Here is a 17,799-nt window from a genome sequence, read left to right as displayed (position 1 = left end):
CCCCTCTCCGGGCTGTTGAGGGGGCCAGATCAGGGAGCAGGGGATGAGGCCGTGGCGCTTGCTGGGATGGGCCGGCGTGATCGCCGTGGCCGGCTTCTGCCTCACCAAGGTGGCGACGGTCGCGATCTCGGTCGTGATCGGCGTGTTCCTGACGGCGCTGCTCGCGCCGGCCGCCCGCAGGCTCTGGCGGCACGGCTTCAACCGGGCCCTCGCCACCACGGTCGTCTTCCTCACGGCGCTGGTGATGGCGGCGGCGTTCATCGCGCTGCTCGTGCCGCCCACGGCGGAGAGCGTGTCGGAGATGCAGGCCAGCGTCGGCAAGGTGCTCAACGACCTGCACACCTTCCTCGCCGGGTTCGGCATCAACGACCAGCAGCTGCTCAAGCAGGCCACCGACTGGCTGTCCGGCCAGAGCAAGACGATCACCACCGGCGCGCTGGCCGGGGTCAGGACGGCCGGCGAGATCGTGGTCGGCGCGGTGCTGGCGGTGATCCTGTCGGTGTACTTCGTGCACAGCGGCGACCACCTGTTCCGCTGGCTGGTGAGCCTCGCCCCCGCCAGGACCAGGGGGCGGCTGATGTGGGGCGGCCGGCTGATCTTCTCGGTGATCGGCCGCTACGTCCGCGGCATCGCGATCGTGGGCGCGGTGGACGGGTTCTTCATCGGCATCGCGCTGTGGATCCTCGGCGTGCCGATGGCGCTGCCGCTCGCGGTGCTGACGTTCATCGGGGCGTTCCTGCCGGTGGTGGGGGCGTTCCTGGCCGGGCTGCTCGCGGCCGTGGTGGCGCTGGTGGCCAAGGGCTGGCTGGTGGCGCTCATCGTGGTCGCGGTGACCATCGCGGTGCAGCAGCTCGAAGGGCACGTGCTCGCGCCGCAGATCTACGGCAAGGCGCTCGAACTGCCCGGCGCGGTCATCCTGGTGGCGATCGCGGTGGGCAGCGTGGTCGCCGGGATCGTCGGGGCGTTCCTCGCCGCGCCGGTCACCTCGGTGATCGTGGCGCTGGTGCACCGCCACGAGGAGCACACCGACGAGCCACCGGCCCCGCCGGCTCCTCCCGGTCCTCCCGCTCATGCCCCTCCGCGGGGCGCCTAGAGCAGGAGCTCCAGCTCCAGCTCGTGCCTGATGGGGATGCCGTCGGCCTCGCGCGGGATGGAGGGCTTCAGCCTCCTCGCCCGCTCCACGCCGTCGCGGTGCAGGGCCACGAGGTCGAAGCCGTACCGCTGGTAGAAGCGCAGGGCCCTGGTGTTGTCGTTGGTGGTGATCAGCCACAGCCGGGTGGCGCCCCGCTCGGCGGCCGCGGCCCGCACCGCGTCGAGCAGCGCCCGGCCCACCCCCTTGCCGGGCAGCAGGGCGTCGATCGTGAGGATCTCCACGGCGCCGTCCCGCTCCCTGTAGGTGACGACGCCGGCCGGCTCGCCGTCGAGCTCGGCGACGAAACCGGGCTGGGCGGCGGCGTCCACCAGCTCGCCCCGGCCCATGGCGACGAGCGTGGTGCCGCCCCAGCTCTCCCGCAGCACCGCCGACACGCTCTCCACGTCGGCGGGCCCGATGGGTCGTACGGACAGGGTCATGTCGCCCATTATGTGTCCTATGAGATGGGTGACGTTCGACTGTTTCGGCACGCTCGTCGACTGGCGGCACGGCCTGCGCACCAGCGCCGAGCTGATCGCTCCCGGGCGGGGTGAGCGGCTGCTTGAGGCGTACAACCGGCACGAGCACGCGGTGCAGACCGAGTCGCCGGCGCTCCGCTACCGCCACGTGCTGGCCGAGACGCTGCGCCGGGCCTGCGCCGACGAGCGCGTCGAGCTGGGCGACGACGACGCCGCGGTGCTCGCCGCCACGATCGCGTACTGGCCGGTCTTCCCCGAGGTCGGCGCCGAGCTGTCGGCCGTGCGCGCGGCCGGCTGGAACCTGGCGCTGCTCACCAACTGCGACCGCGACCTGATCGCGGAGACGCTGCGGCGGCTGCCGGTGCCGTTCGACGCGGTGGTGACCGCCGAGGACGTCCGCGACTACAAGCCGTCCCTGACGCACTTCACCACGTTCCGGCGCGTCCACGAGCCGGCCGCGTGGGTGCACGTGGCGCAGAGCTACTTCCACGACCTGGTGCCCGCCCACCGGCTCGGCGTCCGCCGGATCTGGATCAACCGGCTCGGCGAGCGCGCCCCCGACGGCGGCGTCGTCCAGCGCGAGCTCCCCGACCTGCGCGGGCTGCTCGCCGCCGTGGAGAGCGCCTGAGTTCAGGCCTGCCGCTGCTCCAGGACGTCGGCGATGCCCGCGAGGAAGGAGTCGACGTCCGCCATGAGGTAGCCCGAGCGCACCAGCACGGCCGAGAACCGCGCCTCGCGCACCTCCTTCGCCGTCACCGGGAAGTCGGTCGTGCCGCGTAAGGTGGCCACGATGCGGTCGAGGAAGGCGTCGACCTCGTCCTCGTTGTAGCCGGTGCCCATGCGGCCCGAGCGGAAGGCCACCCGCTCGACCCGGGCCGCCTGCGTCTCGAACCACTCCTCGCGCAGCAGCTCGCCGGTCGGCTCGGCGAGCGCCAGCCGGACCGGCCACTTGGCCTGCGTCTCCAGCGCCACCACGAACGCCTCCAGGGCGAAGTCGACCGCCGTCTCCTGGTAGCCGCCGCGTTTGGCGCGGAACGTGGCCGCGCGCACCTCGTCGGCGGTGATCGGCTCGTACGTGCGGGGACCCCGGCCCAGGGTCGCCTCGATGCGGCCGATCAGGGCGTCGACCTCGGCCGGGTCATAGCCTGAACGCATGCCCATGACGCGCGGAAAGCGGTTCAAGCTCACGCTCCTCTGAATCGTGCTGGGGGTGCCTCCATTGTGCTGCTCTTTATCTTGGTCAGGCACCCCGACATATACCGTTACACCACCATGCGACTGTCCAAGGTCTCTTTCCGCTACCGGCGACGTGACCCCTTCGTCATCCAAGGGGCCGACGCCGAGCTCGCGCCCGGTGACATCGTCGAGCTGACCGGGGTGAACGGCGCGGGCAAGTCCACCCTGCTGCGGCTGCTGGCCGGGCTGTACCGGCCCACTCAGGGGACGATCGGCGGGCGGCCGGCGGTGGTCGGGTTCGCGCCGGACCGGTTCCCGACGGGGCAGCCGTTCACGGTGGCGGCGTACCTGCGGCACGTCAGCCGGATGCACGGCTCCCGGACGCGCGGCTCTGGGACGCGCGGCGGGGCCCGGTGGGAGCCCTGGGCCGAACGGCTGCACATGGAGCACCTGCTGGACACCCCGCTCGGCGAGCTGTCGAAGGGCGGCGGGCACAAGGTGGGGCTGGCGCAGGCGCTGATGGCCGACCCCGGGCTGCTGATCATGGACGAGCCGTTCGCCGGGCTGGACGCCGCCACCCGCGCGGTGCTGCCGGACCTCGCGACGGAGGTGGCCGGGCGGGGCGGCATCGTCGTCGTCAGCGACCACCAGGGCGGCCTGCGCGCGTTACCGGCGCTCCGGCACTGGACGGTCACCGACGGCCGGCTCCACGAGCCCTCCTCGCCGGTGCCGGTTTCCGACGAGCTGGTCACCGTGGCCGTACAGGTGCCCGCCGGCGAGCTGCCCCGCTTCCTCGCCCGGATGCGCGGCGAGGGCTACCCGGCCCGCGAGATCGAGGAGTCCGCCCGATGATCGCGCTCACCGTGTTCCGGCTGGCCGCCTACGTCCGCTCGCACCGCGTCTTCCAGAGCCTGCTGCTGACCCTCGCCCTGCTGGCGATCCTGCACAGCACCCGGGCGCCGCGCGGCGAGGAGGCGGGCGTGCTGGCCGACGCCGCCGTACTGATCGTCCCCGTGCTGGCCTGGTCCGCCAGGAGCCTGCTGGACACCGAGCCCGACCGGCAGCGGGAGCTGTCGGCGGTGACGGTGGGCGGGCGGGGCAGGGAGCTGGTGGCGGGCCTCGTGGCGGCGCTGGTGACCTGCGGGGCGCTCGCCGCCGCGGGACTGGCCGCGGCGCTGCTGCTCGGCACGAGCGCGCGGCCCTCGCCCGGCGTGCTCACCGCCAGCGTGGCGATGCACGCCCTCGCGGCGCTGACCGGCACCGCGCTGGGCGCGCTCACCAGCCGGGCCGTGGTCCGCTCGCCCGCCCTGTCGATCATGGGACTGGTCCTCGGGTTCCTGCTGATGCTGCTGCTCAGCGCCTCGCCGGCGTGGTGGCTGTCGGTGCCGCTGGTGGTGTGGATGCGGGCGGCCAACGACGGCGACCTGGTCGCCCGCTTTCCCGAGCTGGCCGCCGTCTCGCTCGCGTGGTGCCTGCTCGCCCTGACGTTGTACGCCTGGCGCCGCCTGAGGCACTGACCGGGGTGTGCGGGGCTATTCGGCCGCGGCGAGCTGGCCGCAGGCGCCGTCGATCTCCCGCCCGCGCGTGTCGCGCACGGTCACCGGCACGCCGTGGAACTCCAGCCGCCGCACGAACGCCCGCTCGTCCTCCGGCCGCGACGCCGTCCACTTGGAGCCCGGCGTCGGGTTGAGCGGGATCAGGTTGACGTGCACCAGTTTGTTCTTGACCAGCTTGCCGAGCAGGTCGGCCCGCCACTCCTGGTCGTTGATGTCCTTGATCAGGGCGTACTCGATGGAGACGCGCCGCTTGGTCTTCGCCGCGTACGCCCACGCGGCGTCCAGCACCTCGGCCACCTTCCACCGGGTGTTGATCGGCACCAGCGTGTCACGCAGCTCGTCGTCGGGCGCGTGCAGCGACAGCGCCAGCGTGACCGGCAGCCCCTCGTCGGCGAGCTTGCCGATGGCCGGCACCAGGCCGACGGTGGAGACCGTCACGCCGCGCGCCGAGATGCCGAGCCCGTGCGGCGCCGGCTCGACCAGCCGCCGGACCGCGCCGATCACCTGCTTGTAGTTGGCCAGCGGCTCGCCCATGCCCATGAACACGACGTTGCTGACCCGCCCAGGACCGCCCGGCACCTCGCCGGCCGCCAGCGCCCGCGCGCCCGCCACGACCTGCTCGACGATCTCGGCGGTGGACATGTTGCGGGTCAGGCCCGCCTGTCCTGTGGCGCAGAACGGGCAGTTCATGCCGCAGCCGGCCTGCGAGGACACGCACATCGTGACCCGGTCGGGGTAGCGCATGAGCACCGACTCGACCAGCGCCCCGTCGAACAGCCGCCACAGCGTCTTGCGGGTGGTGCCGCCGTCGGTGGCCAGCTCGCGCACCGGGGTGAGCAGGGTCGGCAGCAGCGCGGACAGCTTCTCGCGGGCGGCGGCGGGCAGGTCGGTCATCGCCGAGACGTCCGTCGTGAGCCGTTCGAAGTAGTGGCGCGAGAGCTGGTCGGCGCGGAACGCCTTCTCGCCCAGCTCGGTCACCGCGGCCCGCCGTTCGGGCATCGGCAGGTCGGCCAGGTGCCGGGCGGGCTTGGCCCGTCGCGGCGCGACGAAGGTGAGCTGACCTGGGGGCTGGGACACGTTGCTGCCTTTGCTTCGGGTATGAGGACCAGGGTAATCAACGTTGGGGACGGAGGTGGCATTCCTGGTCAGGGTACGGCTCGCGTCATGGTCTCCGCCCGATCTACAGTGCACACGTATGGCGATTTTTCGGTCGGCGTCCGGGGAGGGTGGCGCCGAGGTGGTTCTCGCCGTCGGCAACCCGTACGGAAGCCGCACGCTCGTCGTCGAACGGGACGAGGACGCCTCGGTAGCTTACCTGTGCTCGCCCGACGGCACCGTCCACGGCGCCGTCTGGCTGGCCAACCACCGGCCCGCCCCGGCGGTCGTGGACCTCGCCCGGATCAACTCGGGCCTGCCGCCGCTCATGCCCCGGCCCAACACGCTCCGCCCGGAGGGCCGCCGCCCGCTGGGGCAGCTCAGCGCGCTGTGGTTCGAGGAGGGCGACGGCGTCGCGCTGTACGAGGACGACGAGCTGCTCGCGGTCATCCCCGGCTGGGCCGACATGAGCCGCGGCATGCCCGGCTACGCTCGCGACGCGGTGGGCGAGTCGCCGTTCGCGTGGGCGCTGTCGGAGGCGCTGGAGGGGCTCGAACCCCGGATCGCCAACGCCCGCTCGTACTGGCGCTGGCGGCACAGCGAGGGGTCGTGGCCGTCGTTCCAGCAGTTCGTGATGGGGCACCTGGACCGGGTGCTCGGCCCCGCCGGACGCTACTGGGACGCGAGCGGCGAGCGGCTGCCCACGGTCGGCATCACCGAGCGGCCACCCCACGACAAACGCGGCTACACCGTGCTGTCCACGGTCGGGATGAGCTGCCAGCGCATGCCGACCGTCGAGCAGTGGATCGACAAGCCCGGCGCGTACGCCAGGATCGAGCTGGCCGTGGCCACCCGCGACGACCCGAGGGACGCGGCGCTGCTGCTGGTGTGGCTGGCGCAGTATCCGTGGCATTCGGTCACCTGGCTGGGGCACGCCCACACCGCCAGGTGGTATCACGAGCCGGAGACGTTCCCGCTGGGGCCTCGGTATTCAGGGGTGCTGATGCTGGCCGACGCCCCGCACATGCCTGACATGTCGGGATTCGCGTTCGGTGGCGAGGCGGTCCGGTGGCTCTGGCTGACGCCCGTCACCGCCGAAACCCTGGACACCCACCAGTGACGCGGGCTCAGAAGAACAGCGTCAGCAGCAGCCAGACCGGCACCAGCGTCGTGACCAGCGAGTCCAGCCGGTCCATCAGCCCGCCGTGCCCCGGCAGGATCGTGCCGAGGTCCTTGATGCCGAGATCCCGCTTGATCATCGACTCGATCAGGTCGCCCATCGTCGCCAGCAGCGCCCCCAGGGCCCCGATCAGCGCGCCCTGCCAGAGCGCCCCGCCGAGCAGCCAGGTCACCAGCCAGCCCCCGACCGCCGTGCACGCCACGAGCGACCCGGCGAAACCCTCCCAGGTCTTCTTCGGGCTGATGACCGTCATCCGGTGCCGGCCGAACAGCACGCCCGCCGCGTAGCCGCCGATGTCGCTGGCCACGGTCACCGCGATGAAGATCAGCACCCGGTGGGCGCCGTCCTCCTCCCGCAGCAGCAGCGGCACGAACGCGGCCAGCATCGCGGGGTAGAAGAGCGTGAACACCGACGCCGTCGCGTCACATACGTAGCCGTCGGTGCCGTCGCTGAACATCCGCCAGGTGAGCAGCACGAACGCGAACACCGCGAAGCCCGCCAGCATCCACACCGGCCCGCCCCAGTAGGCGCCCGCCTGCATCGCCACGAGCCCCGCCAGCACCGGCGCGGCCGGGACCTTGATCTCGCGCAGCGCGAAGGCCTTGACCAGCTCCAGCACGCCGACGCCGACGGCGCCGACGACGACCAGGAGGAACAGCTCCTTGATCGTGTAGATCGTCCCGAGGACGAGCGCCCCCAGGATCACGCCCACGGCGATCGCGGCGGGCAGATTCCTCCCGGTACGGCTGCCGCCGCTCGGGCTGGTGCCGGCCGTACGTTCTTCCACTGCAACTCTCCATAGGGCCACGGCCCTCGCCGGGGGGCGAGGGCCGTAGGGCAAGACCCGCTGACCCGGCGGACCACCCGGAGGCGGCCGCCGTACGGGTCGCCGGGGGGCGATCCGGGCCGGGACGCGCCGCTCAGACTTCGAGCAGCTCGGCTTCCTTGTGCTTGAGCAGCTCGTCGATCTTGGCGACGTGCTTCTGCGTCAGGTCGTCCAGCTCCTTCTCGGCGCGCCGGACCTCGTCCTCGCCCGCCTCGCCGTCCTTGACCAGCTTGTCGAGGGCGTCCTTGGCGGTGCGGCGGATGTTGCGGATGGAGACCTTCGCGTGCTCGCCCTTGTTCCTGGCGACCTTGATGTACTCCTTGCGGCGCTCCTCCGACAGCTCGGGGAACGTCACGCGGATGACCTGGCCGTCGTCGGTGGGGTTGACACCGAGGTCGGAGTCACGGATGGCCTTCTCGATCGCGCCCATCGAGCTCTTGTCGTAGGGCTGGATCAGCACCATGCGCGCCTCGGGCACGTGGAACGACGCCAGCTGCTGGATCGGCGTCGGCGTGCCGTAGTACTCGGCGCTGATCTTGTTGAACATCGCAGGCGTGACCCGGCCCGTCCGGATGGTCGCGAAGTCCTCCTTCGCGACCGAGACGGCCTTGTCCATCTTTTCCTCGGCTTCGAGGAGGGTTTCGTCGATCACAGCGGCTCCCTGTCGTCTTCTGGCTGGCGGTGTCGGGCTCGCTCCGTCATTTCCCCGCGGGACTCACCAGCGTGCCGATTTTCTCACCGCGTACCGCACGCAGGATGTTGCCCTCGCCCATCAGGTCGAAGACCACGATCGGCAGGTCGTTGTCCTTGCACAGGCTGATCGCGGTGGCGTCCATGACCGCGAGGTCACGCAGCAGCACCTCGCCGTAGTCGAGGTGGTCGAACCGGACCGCGTCCGGGTTCTTGCGCGGGTCGGAGTCGTAGATGCCGTCCACCTGCGTGCCCTTCAGCAGCGCCTCGGCGCCGATCTCCAGGGCGCGCTGTGACGCGGCGGTGTCGGTGGAGAAGTAGGGCGAGCCGAGCCCGGCGCCGAAGATCACGACGCGGCCCTTCTCCAGGTGCCGGATCGCGCGGCGCGGCAGGAACGGCTCGGCCACCTGCTGCATCGTGATGGCGGTCTGCACGCGGGTCTCGACGCCCCTGCGCTCCAGGAAGTCCTGCAGGGCCAGGCAGTTGATGACCGTGCCCAGCATGCCCATGTAGTCGGCGCGGGCACGGTCGATGCCACCCTGCGACAGGGTGGCGCCGCGGAACATGTTGCCGCCGCCGACCACGACGGCGACCTGCACGCCCTCCTTGACCGCCTCGGCGATCGAGTCGGCGAGATGGTCGACGATCGTCGGGTCGATGCCCAGCGGCTCGCTGCCGGCGAACGCCTCGCCCGACAGCTTCAGCATCACCCGCTTCCACCTCAGATGGCTGGTGGGCGGATGTGGAGATGAGTCGGCCGCCGTCCGTGTGGATTCGTGGGCTGACTCCCGGTGGTCCTGCACGGCGGCGGCCTCCTTCATTCGGTGGATCGATCCTGGCTTCTCGGCGTGCCTGATGGTGGCTTGCCTAAGCCTAAGCCTGACCGACCTTGAAACGGACAAAGGCCAGGACCTCGACGCCGTTCTCCTCGGCGTACTTGCCGACGCTCTTCTTGTTGTCCTTCACGAACGCCTGCTGGAGCAGCGTGAAGTCCCGGTACCAGCCGTTGAGGCGGCCCTCGACGATCTTGCCGATCGCGGCCTCGGGCTTGCCCTCCTCGCGGGTCATCTCCTCGAAGAGCTTGCGCTCCTTCTCGACGACCTCGGACGGCACGGAGTCGGCCTTGAGGTACTGCGGGGCCATCGCCGCGGCGTGCTGCGCGATGTCCTTGGCGACCTCGGCGTTCGGCTTGTCGAGCTGCACCAGCACGCCGACGGCCGGCGGCAGCGCCGGGTCGGTCTTGTGCATGTAGGCGCCGATGTAGCCGCCCTCGAGAACCTGGTAACGGCGGATCTCGATCTTCTCGCCCAGCGCGGCGTTGGCCTCGTCCAGGTGCTGCTTGACGGGCTTGCCGCCGAAGGAGGACTCCAGCAGCGTGGCCACGTCGGCCGGCTTGGTCTCCAGGATGTGCGCCACGACCTGGGACGCCAGGTCCTGGAAGCGCTCGCCCTTGGCCACGAAGTCGGTCTCGCAGTTGAGCTCCAGCAGCGCGGCGACCGAGTCGCCGTCCTGCTTGAGCGCGACCAGGCCGTTGGAGGCGGTGCGGGCCTCACGCTTGCCCACGTCCTTGGCGCCCTTGAGGCGCAGCAGCTCGACGGCGCGGTCGAAGTCGCCCTCGGCCTCCTCGAGCGCCTTCTTGCAGTCCATCATGCCGGCAGCGGTGATCTCGCGAAGCCGCTTGACGTCGGCCATGTTCACGGAAGCCATTGCTCTTTTTCCTCGTGGGATTTCGTCGTCGTCATCGTGGTCGTCATCGTGGTCGGACGGTCCGGGATCGGTCCGTCCGCCCTTTGTCGTCGGTACGGCGGGCGCGTGCCGTACGGGCCGTTCAGGAGCCTTCACGCTGCTCCGGCGTCCTTGGTCCGGCGCACTGGTCCGGCGTGCCGAGCGGTACGCCGGTCCGGTGTGCCGGGCCGTTTGCCGGTCCGGCACGCCGTTCTGGCGGGCTGCTCCGGCGTCCGGTCCGAGCCTCCGGTCTCACTCACCGTGGCTGGTGGCCGCCGAGGCTGGTGGGCACCGGGTCTTACGGCACCAGGCCCGGGCTGGCCACGGCTGCTTCGCTGCCATACTGCCCAGCCTCGCCCCGCCGTACCGCCCAGTCCCCCACCGGGAGCCTTCGGCTGCGAAGCTCCGGTCGGAAGCTCCAGCTGAGAAGCCTCAACCCGAAACCCCGACCAGAAACCACCAGCCACAAGCCCCGGCCGGAGACCCGACCAGAAAACCACCAGCCGCAAGCCCCGGCCCGAGAGCCCAACCAGAAACCACCAGCCGCAAGCTCCGGTCGGAGACCCCGACCAGAATCACTAGCTGCAAGCTCCGGTCGGAGACCTCGGCCAGAAACTCCGGCAGCTAGCTCCGGCCAGAACCATCGGCTGTGAGCTCCCGCTGGGATCTCAGCCCGAAAGCCAGGCGACAACCCGTACCTCTGCCGGCCTCGCGGCCCCGCGACCCGGGTGGCCGACCGATCCGTAACCCAGCCGACCTTCCGGCCGCCTGCGCAGGACCAGCAGCTCCTGGCTCGCCGTTCAGCGGACCGCCAGTCAGTGGTGCACCGTGATTCAGATGTCAGCTGACCCGGGCCCGGGTTTCACCCCTGGCCCAAGCCATCATGCCCGCACCCCGGCCAGAACCGGGAAGCCCTCAAGCCCGGACCCGTAAGCCCAAGCCCTCGCGAACCCGAAGCCCGAGCCCTCACCCCCGGCCTGAACCCGAAGCCCGAGCCCTCACCCCCGGCCTGAACCCGAAGCCCGAGCCCTCACCCCCGGCCTGAACCCGAAGCCCTCGCCCGAGACCCCGGACCGGAGCCTTCGCCCGAGCGAGAGGCGACGGCCGCACCACCCCCGAAGCGGCGGTGGCGACCGTCACCATCCACACCCGTGCCAGCCGGCCCGCGCCTGTGCCCGTACGTTACGTGCGGGTCAGGCCTGCTGCTCGGCGTCGCCCTCGGCAGCCGGGGCGGCCGGAGCGCTCTCCTCGGCACCGGCCTCAGCGGCCGGAGCCTCGGCGGCGGGCGCCTCAGCAGCCGGAGCCTCGGCGGCGCCGGTGCCCTGCTCGATGAGCTCACGCTCCCACTCGGCCAGCGGCTCGGCGGCAGCGGGCTTCTCGTCGCCGCGAGCGGCGCCGGAGCGGGCCATGAGACCGGCGGCGACACCGTCGGCGACGACCCTGGTCAGCAGGCCGACGGCGCGGATGGCGTCGTCGTTGCCCGGGATCGGGTAGTCGACCTCGTCGGGGTCGCAGTTGGTGTCGAGGATCGCGACGACAGGGATGCCAAGCTTCTTGGCCTCGCTGATCGCGATGTGCTCCTTCTTGGTGTCGACGACCCACACCGCGCTGGGCACGCGGCCCATGTCACGGATGCCGCCGAGCGTGCGCTCGAGCTTGTCCTTCTCGCGACGGCGCATGAGGAGCTCCTTCTTGGTGAGCCCCGAGGCGGCGACGTTGTCGAAGTCGAGCTCCTCGAGCTCCTTCAGACGCTGCAGCCGCTTGTGCACGGTGGAGAAGTTGGTGAGCATGCCGCCCAGCCAACGCTGGTTGACGTACGGCATGCCGACGCGGGCGGCCTGCTCGGAAATGGCCTCCTGAGCCTGCTTCTTCGTGCCGATGAACAGGATCGTGCCGCCGTGGGCGACCGTCTCCTTGACGAAGTCGTAGGCGCGGTCGATGTAGGAGAGCGACTTCTGCAGGTCGATGATGTAGATGCCGTTGCGCTCGGTGAAGATGAAGCGCTTCATCTTCGGGTTCCAGCGCCGGGTCTGGTGACCGAAGTGAACGCCGCTCTCGAGCAGCTGTCGCATGGTGACGACGGGGGCCATCTGCTGGTCCTCCAGGTCTGGGCGCCCTGCGGATGGGCGCGGTTCTCGGTTGTGCCGCGGCAGCGCGTTGTCTGCCGCCCTGATGCCCCGAACCCGCTCCAGCCGGGCACTGGGCCCGGACCGATGGGGCGGTCCGCAATGGGGCATGCGAAGTCGGCCTGTGGCTACAGGCCACCGAAAAGTCTACCTTGCACACCGCCCCCGCCTGACCGTCAGAGGTCAAACGCCCGCCCTCGGAAGCCCCTCTCCCCACATCTCCAGAGAAACCCCTCCCCCCCTACTTCCAGCAAGCCCCTCTCCCCGTACTTCTGGGGAGCCCGGGCAAGCCCTCTCCTGCCCCCGCGAGTCCCCTGCGCCACCCCGGGCTTTCCTGAACATCCCGGAAAACCTCCCTGGGCTCCGCACAGGACCTGGGCTCCGCACAGGACCTGGGCTCCGCACGGGACCTGGGCTCCGCACGGGACCTGGGCTCCATACGGGACTCTCGGCTCCGCACAGGACTCCCGGCTCCGCACAGGACTCCCGGCCTCGCACACGACTCCCGGCTCCGCACAGGACTCCCGGCCTCGCACACGACTCTCGGCTCCGCACAGGACTCTCGGCCTCGCACGGGACCCGGCCTCGCACGGACCCGGCCCCGCACGGGACCCTCGGCCCCGCGCGGAGACGCCTCATCCCTACGAGCCCCCTCCCCCCGCTTCCCCTGCTTCCCCCGCCGCCCGTTCCGCCGCAGCGACGCGTTGCGCGAGCCCATGATCCTCGGTCGGCAGCCCGGGAACCGGCCTCGTGATCACGGGGAACAGGTTGAGCTGCACCTCGGCGACCCTCGCCCCGTCCGGCACCCCGGTCTCCTCCCGCCTCCGTACGGCATACGGCTCGATCAACTCCTGGATCGTCTTGTAGAGCCGCGCCAGTTCCTCGGCGGTGACCTTCACCCGCGTCCGGTGGAACACGGTCGCGTCCTGCCATTCCTCCGGCTCCGTCTCGACGTTGGCCAGCGCCCGGTCGGCCTCCCGGTTCGCCTCCCGCCGAAACGCCGTCATCAGCGCCACCTTGGCGTCCCGCACATCGGGCTGATCCTCGGGCAGCAGCCCCACGCTCAACTGCTTGCCGACGGCTCGCCACAGCCGCTCCCGCCCATCGCCCCTGGGCGGCGCATCCTCCACGAACCCGTACTTGGCCAGCATCCGCAGGTGATAGCTCGCTGCGCTGGGCGTGATGCCCGCGATCTCCGCCACCTCGGTGGCGGTCGCGCTCTCCTCCACTCCAAGCCGGTTGAGGATCTGCAGCCGCGCGGGATGGGCCAGCGCCCTCATCGCTTTGGGGTCGCTGAGCCCGTCGAAGTCCGCAGTCATGCGCCCAAGGTACCCGGCCCACTCCCCCACTCTGAAACATTGCTTTCACAACTCTGAAGGGATAGCTTCATAATTGTGAAGCGAACCCTTCAGACCCCGCCTGCCTCCCCCGAACCGGCACCTCCGCCCCTGCGCAGGCAGCGCGACTACCGCCTCCTCTGGACCTCGCGCACGATCTCGATCACGGGGTCGGAGGTTTCCAAACTGGCCATCCCCCTGACGGCCGTCACGCTGCTCACCGCCAGCCCGACCGAGATGGGTCTGCTGACCGCCGCCGCCCCGCTCCCGGCGCTCCTGTTCGGTTTGCAGGCCGGCGCGATCGTCGACCGTCTCGTCCGCCACCGGCCGCTCATGATCGCCTGCGAGCTCGTGGCCTGCGCCGCCGCCGCGTCAGTCCCGCTGGCCTGGCTCCTCGGCCTGCTGAGCGTCCCGTGGCTCCTCGTGGTGGCTCTGGTCATCGGCACGACGGCGGTGCTGTTCAAGTCCGCGAACTTCTCGTACATCGCCGGAACGGTCCCGACCACTCAGCGCGTCGAGGCGATGGCCGGTCTCCAGGCATGCCACTCAGTGGCCTCGGTCGGTGGCCCGAGCCTCGCTGGTCTCCTCGTCCAGTTCTTCACGGCACCGCTGGCCGTCCTCGCGGAGGCGATGTCGTTCCTGGCCTCCGCCCTGCTCCTCCGCTCCATCCGTACGGAAGAACGGAACGAGCCCGCCCCCTCCCGCGGCATGTGGCGCGACGTGACCGAGGGTCTTCGCTCCGTCCTCACCCACCCCACCCTGCGCGCCCTCCTCGGCGCCGGCGTGACGATCAACTTCTTCGCGATGGCGTACGTGGCCGTCTACATCCTGTACATGGTCAACACCCTAGGCATCCCCAAGGGCCTGATCGGCGCCCTCATCGCGATGGGCGGCGTTGGCGGTCTGGTGGGCGCCTGGCTCACGACCCGCCTGACCAAACGCTACGGCGAGAACCGCATCCTGCTCGTCACCGTGATCTTCTTCCCCATCGAGGTCCTGACGGCCGGCCTGCTGAACGGCCCCCTCTGGTGGAACGTCACCGCGATGACCATCGTCGGTCTCATGACGGGCGGCGTTGTGGTCGCCTTCTCCACCTGCCTGGGCGTCATCACCCTTCGCGAGACCCCCCAGGAACTGCGCGGCCGCGTGAACGCCACCATGACCTTCGCCGTCCAGGGCGTCCTGGCGCTGGGCGGCCTGGCAGGCGGTGTCGTCGCCGACCAGATCGGCCTGCGCCCGGTGATCCTGCTCTGCGCCGCCGGCATGGCCCTGACGACGTTCTGGATCTGGCTCTCCCCCCTACGCCCCCGCACTCCCGAACGCCCTCACCCCTCCCCCGCCCCTGCCACGAGCCCGACCCCCGACGCTCTGACCCGCCACCTCATGTCCACGAAACGCCATCTCTGGCCCTGACCGTTCACACCCGTGTGCCCCCGGCACCGTCCCCACCGACCCGGCTACCCCCGCACCGCGAGAACGTAGATTCGCCACCCGCCACGACAGAAATCCAAGCACCTCCCTCCGACAATTCCGCGCACGCAAGCCCCGCACCCACAGGCGCAGACGACACGGACCCACCTCCAGCAACAGACCCAGCGTCCGCCAACAGACCCCGGGCCCGCCGATGCAGCAGACGCGAGCGAGCCTCAAGCCCGCCGACGCACCAAACCACGAGCCCCGCATCCACAGGCACAGCGAGCCGTGAACACCTTCATCCACAGAACGCCGTTCACCGCCACGCCCCCACCGCACCCTGGCGGAAACTCCCGCCATGCACTCTCACTTCACAAGCGCCCAGGCGTCCCTCATCCACCGTCCTCCCACGTCGAGCAGAACCCGCCTTCCACGCCTCCATCACACCGCCGCTCCCCTCCTCCTGCTCCTGCTCCTGCCCACCGCGCTCGTCGCCCCACTCCTGACAACCACCCTCATCGCCCTGACCGCTCCCCCGGCCAGAGCCTCACCTCCGGCCTGGCGCTGGCCCTTGGACGGCCACCCCCGCGTCCTACGACGCTTCACCCCACCCCCAGAACGCTGGCTGGCCGGCCATCGCGGCGTCGACCTGGCGGCACCGCCCTCCACGCCTGTCCTGGCAGCGGGCGCCGGCACGGTCCGCTTCGCCGGTCCGGTGGGAGGAAAGGGCGTGGTGACGATCGACCACGAGGGAGGCCTGCGGACGACGTACCTGCCGGTCATCCCCACCGTGAAACGAGGCCAGCCCGTCACCCCCGGCACCGAACTGGGCCTACTCCAAACCCCCACCCCGCACTGCCCGGAGTCCTGCCTCCACTGGGGCCTCCTGCGCGATTCCCGCTACCTGAACCCTCTTCTCCTCCTAGGCCAGGCCCCCATTCGCCTCCTCCCTTACTGGCCCGCACCACCCCAAGCCATCACTCTCACGAAGAAGCCGCCCAGCACCACCCCACCGCACCCTCCCGCACGATTTCGAACACGCAGCAAAACCGACCACCCCAACCCGCCACCGCCCAAAACCACGCAGCCGAACAACTACCGCCTGAGCAAGTCCACCTCACCCACCACCGCCGCCGCCCCCATTGCGATCTCACTGCCCGTCGCCATACTCGTCGCACTTCTCCTGATCATCGGCCTGCACCACCGCCGCCACCATGGCCGCACTTTAAACAGCCGGCCACTCCACCCAAACAGCGGCCAGCATCGCAAAAGGAGTTGGGGCAACCGCGGAATCAGAGCCAGCACCAAGCACCGCAAAGGCCCGCTCACCCCACCCTCGCCGTAAAGCCCGCAGCCATGACGACCATCCGCGTCATTTACGTCACTGGCGGTGCCGTTCGCGTCAGAAATCAGCAGGGCAAGAGCATGACAACGCCACACCCGCTCACCGTCCGCCGCTGAAATCCCAAAGCCGCGACTCCGAACCGAGCTCTTGCGGACCGTCGATTTGCTCCCGCCAGCAACATCCGGTCAACCGCAATTGCGTCAGTCACGCCCTGGGATGAGCCTGCCTGTACGCCGCCCGCAACCGCTCGATGGAGACATGGGTATAAATCTGTGTGCTGTTCAAGGACGCATGCCCAAGGAGCTCCTGCACACTTCGCAGATCTGCCCCACCCTCTAGCAGATGAGTGGCCGCACTGTGCCGCAGCCCATGCGGTCCCATATCGGGAGCCCCCTCGACCTGCGCCAACGCCGCATGCACCACCCGCCGAACCGTCCCCGCGTCGATGCGCCCTCCCCGTACCCCGAGAAAAAGCGCCGGCCCGGACCCCGCCCGCACCCAGAGTGGCCGCCCATTGATGCACCACTTATCCAGCGCCCGGAGCGTAGGCAACCCAAACGGCACCGAACGCTCCTTACGCCCCTTCCCCATGACGCGAACGACGTGCCGATCCCGATCCACGTCATCCACGTCGAGCCCGCACAGCTCACTCACCCGGACCCCGGTGGCGTACAACAGCTCAAGAATCGCCCGATCCCGAAGCTCCTTGGGCTCCACGCCAGAGGCCGAATCCAGGACTTCCTGCGCCTGTTCCTGATCGAGCACCGTCGGCAAGTCCCGTGGCGCCTTGGCACTCCCCAACAACAACCCGGGATCCGCGTCCAACCACCCCTGCCGGTGACAGTAGGCGGTGAAAGTCCGTGCACAGGCCGCCCGCCGCGCCAAGGTCGCACGCGCTTTCCCAGCGTCATGCTGTACGGCCAGCCACTCCCGCAACACCGCAATATCAAGGTCCTCAATGGAACCACTCAGCTGATCGAGCAAGCTGCTGACATCATTCAGATAAGCACGCACCGTATGCGGCGAAAGATCCCGCTCAAACCGCAGATACCGCCCGAACGCCCCAAGAACCTCGTCCCGCCCCAAGCCCGCCCCTCCCGACCGCAGTACCCACAAACGATCGTGCCACCCCAAGCCGCCTCCAAACCCAACTGCCACACCCTCAACATCGCATTGCCCTCACCACCCCCACCCGCACGAACATCCAACCTGCAATAGCCTCCGAAGCCAGAGCCAGTAGTCCCATCAACGCACACCCCGCCACCCACTGAGCACCTCCATTGCGAAGGCCACCACAGAGGACGCGAGGACGGACTGTGCTGCCTACGCTCCAGCCCGTCCCGGGCTTCGGACAAACCCCAGATGGCCGGTCACGCCGGAGGACGCCGGAGGACGCCGGAGGACGCGGCGAGGCTACGGTTCGCGGACCGCCGTACTTCACCTATCGCTGCCTGCTGCTGAGACGTCCCACGCGTCCGCGCCTCGTATCCACGGTTGGTCCACGCCTACATCCCGCACCTTCCCGCGGGTCGTGCTGCCGTGTGCCAACTACGCGGACGGCGTGGCCACGCCAGGTGGACGGCCAGCTTGATTGGGAGTGTCAACTTAACGGCTGATCTTGGTTGTTGAAGTGTTCAGAGGTTGGCAGGGGTGAGGCGGCCTTCGAAGGCGATCTGGAAGGCGTTCAACGGTGCCTTCCAGCGCATGGTCCATCTCTTG

General features: G+C 70.1%; 17 protein-coding genes. 7 read left to right on the top strand and 10 right to left on the bottom strand.

Going from position 1 to position 17,799, the window contains the following annotated elements; translation table 11 throughout:
- Positions 1–43: 43 nt before the first annotated feature.
- On the top strand, positions 44–1,093 hold the full coding sequence (locus ABD292_RS47760; protein WP_344219948.1) for an AI-2E family transporter: 1,050 nt from the start codon (positions 44–46) through the stop codon (positions 1,091–1,093).
- On the opposite strand, the gene ABD292_RS47755 is transcribed toward ABD292_RS47760, so the two are convergent.
- Entirely contained in the window at positions 1,090–1,581 is a 492-nt protein-coding gene (locus ABD292_RS47755) for a GNAT family N-acetyltransferase (RefSeq protein ID WP_344219946.1), read from the bottom strand. The two genes, ABD292_RS47760 and ABD292_RS47755, sit on opposite strands and share 4 nt — an antisense overlap.
- Positions 1,582–1,591: 10 nt before the next feature.
- On the opposite strand from ABD292_RS47755, the gene ABD292_RS47750 reads away from it, so the two are divergent.
- Positions 1,592–2,239 (top strand): HAD family hydrolase, encoded by a 648-nt coding sequence (locus ABD292_RS47750; protein WP_344219944.1) that lies wholly within the window; start codon positions 1,592–1,594, stop codon positions 2,237–2,239.
- Between the two features lie 2 nt (positions 2,240–2,241).
- On the opposite strand, the gene ABD292_RS47745 is transcribed toward ABD292_RS47750, so the two are convergent.
- On the bottom strand, positions 2,242–2,799 hold the full coding sequence (locus ABD292_RS47745) for a DivIVA domain-containing protein (protein WP_344219942.1): 558 nt from the start codon (positions 2,797–2,799) through the stop codon (positions 2,242–2,244).
- A gap of 84 nt (positions 2,800–2,883) precedes the next feature.
- Between ABD292_RS47745 and ABD292_RS47740 the strand changes: the two genes are divergently transcribed.
- Complete coding sequence (locus tag ABD292_RS47740) at positions 2,884–3,639, top strand: ABC transporter ATP-binding protein (protein ID WP_344219940.1); 756 nt, start codon at positions 2,884–2,886, stop codon at positions 3,637–3,639.
- Positions 3,636–4,304 carry a hypothetical protein gene (locus tag ABD292_RS47735; RefSeq protein WP_344219938.1) on the top strand — a complete coding sequence of 223 codons (669 nt, stop codon included), beginning with the start codon at positions 3,636–3,638 and terminating at the stop codon, positions 4,302–4,304. The genes ABD292_RS47740 and ABD292_RS47735 overlap by 4 nt, the downstream gene beginning before the upstream one ends.
- 15 nt (positions 4,305–4,319) lie before the next feature.
- Here the strand turns inward: ABD292_RS47735 and rlmN are convergent, their stop codons facing one another.
- Positions 4,320–5,420 carry a dual-specificity RNA methyltransferase RlmN gene (gene rlmN, locus ABD292_RS47730; protein WP_344219936.1) on the bottom strand — a complete coding sequence of 367 codons (1,101 nt, stop codon included), beginning with the start codon at positions 5,418–5,420 and terminating at the stop codon, positions 4,320–4,322.
- Between the two features lie 118 nt (positions 5,421–5,538).
- On the opposite strand from rlmN, the gene ABD292_RS47725 reads away from it, so the two are divergent.
- Complete coding sequence (locus ABD292_RS47725; RefSeq protein WP_344219934.1) at positions 5,539–6,558, top strand: suppressor of fused domain protein; 1,020 nt, start codon at positions 5,539–5,541, stop codon at positions 6,556–6,558.
- A gap of 7 nt (positions 6,559–6,565) precedes the next feature.
- On the opposite strand, the gene ABD292_RS47720 is transcribed toward ABD292_RS47725, so the two are convergent.
- The 6 genes from ABD292_RS47720 to ABD292_RS47695 all read right to left on the bottom strand — a co-directional run bounded on the left by ABD292_RS47720 (position 6,566) and on the right by ABD292_RS47695 (position 13,304).
- Entirely contained in the window at positions 6,566–7,405 is an 840-nt protein-coding gene (locus ABD292_RS47720) for a phosphatidate cytidylyltransferase (RefSeq protein ID WP_344219932.1), read from the bottom strand.
- A gap of 133 nt (positions 7,406–7,538) precedes the next feature.
- Positions 7,539–8,096, bottom strand: coding sequence for a ribosome recycling factor (gene frr, locus ABD292_RS47715; RefSeq protein ID WP_329583778.1), 558 nt, complete (start codon positions 8,094–8,096; stop codon positions 7,539–7,541).
- Positions 8,097–8,142: 46 nt separating this feature from the next.
- Positions 8,143–8,841, bottom strand: coding sequence for a UMP kinase (gene pyrH / locus ABD292_RS47710; RefSeq protein WP_020545359.1), 699 nt, complete (start codon positions 8,839–8,841; stop codon positions 8,143–8,145).
- Between the two features lie 166 nt (positions 8,842–9,007).
- A complete protein-coding gene (tsf, locus tag ABD292_RS47705) occupies positions 9,008–9,841 on the bottom strand; it encodes a translation elongation factor Ts (protein ID WP_344219929.1) in 834 nt (277 codons plus the stop codon).
- 1,211 nt (positions 9,842–11,052) lie between these two features.
- Positions 11,053–11,949 carry a 30S ribosomal protein S2 gene (rpsB, locus tag ABD292_RS47700; protein WP_344219927.1) on the bottom strand — a complete coding sequence of 299 codons (897 nt, stop codon included), beginning with the start codon at positions 11,947–11,949 and terminating at the stop codon, positions 11,053–11,055.
- A gap of 677 nt (positions 11,950–12,626) precedes the next feature.
- On the bottom strand, positions 12,627–13,304 hold the full coding sequence (locus ABD292_RS47695; RefSeq protein ID WP_344219925.1) for an ArsR/SmtB family transcription factor: 678 nt from the start codon (positions 13,302–13,304) through the stop codon (positions 12,627–12,629).
- A 75-nt stretch (positions 13,305–13,379) separates the two neighbouring features.
- Here ABD292_RS47695 and ABD292_RS47690 point away from each other — a divergent pair, with 75 nt between their 5' ends.
- Complete coding sequence (locus ABD292_RS47690) at positions 13,380–14,735, top strand: MFS transporter (RefSeq protein WP_344219923.1); 1,356 nt, start codon at positions 13,380–13,382, stop codon at positions 14,733–14,735.
- Between the two features lie 358 nt (positions 14,736–15,093).
- Positions 15,094–16,080: a M23 family metallopeptidase gene (locus tag ABD292_RS47685; protein ID WP_344219921.1), complete on the top strand. Its 987-nt coding sequence runs from the start codon at positions 15,094–15,096 to the stop codon at positions 16,078–16,080.
- 204 nt (positions 16,081–16,284) lie between these two features.
- Here the strand turns inward: ABD292_RS47685 and ABD292_RS47680 are convergent, their stop codons facing one another.
- Positions 16,285–17,166, bottom strand: a complete 882-nt coding sequence (locus ABD292_RS47680) for a tyrosine recombinase XerC (RefSeq protein WP_344219919.1) — start codon at positions 17,164–17,166, stop codon at positions 16,285–16,287.
- Positions 17,167–17,799: the final 633 nt, after the last annotated feature.

Origin of the sequence: Nonomuraea bangladeshensis (assembly GCF_039529455.1) — a bacterium.
GTDB classification, from domain to species: Bacteria; Actinomycetota; Actinomycetes; order Streptosporangiales; family Streptosporangiaceae; genus Nonomuraea; species Nonomuraea bangladeshensis.
The sequence above is the reverse complement of the archived record's forward strand: the minus strand, read 5'-3'. Positions and strand labels throughout refer to the sequence as shown.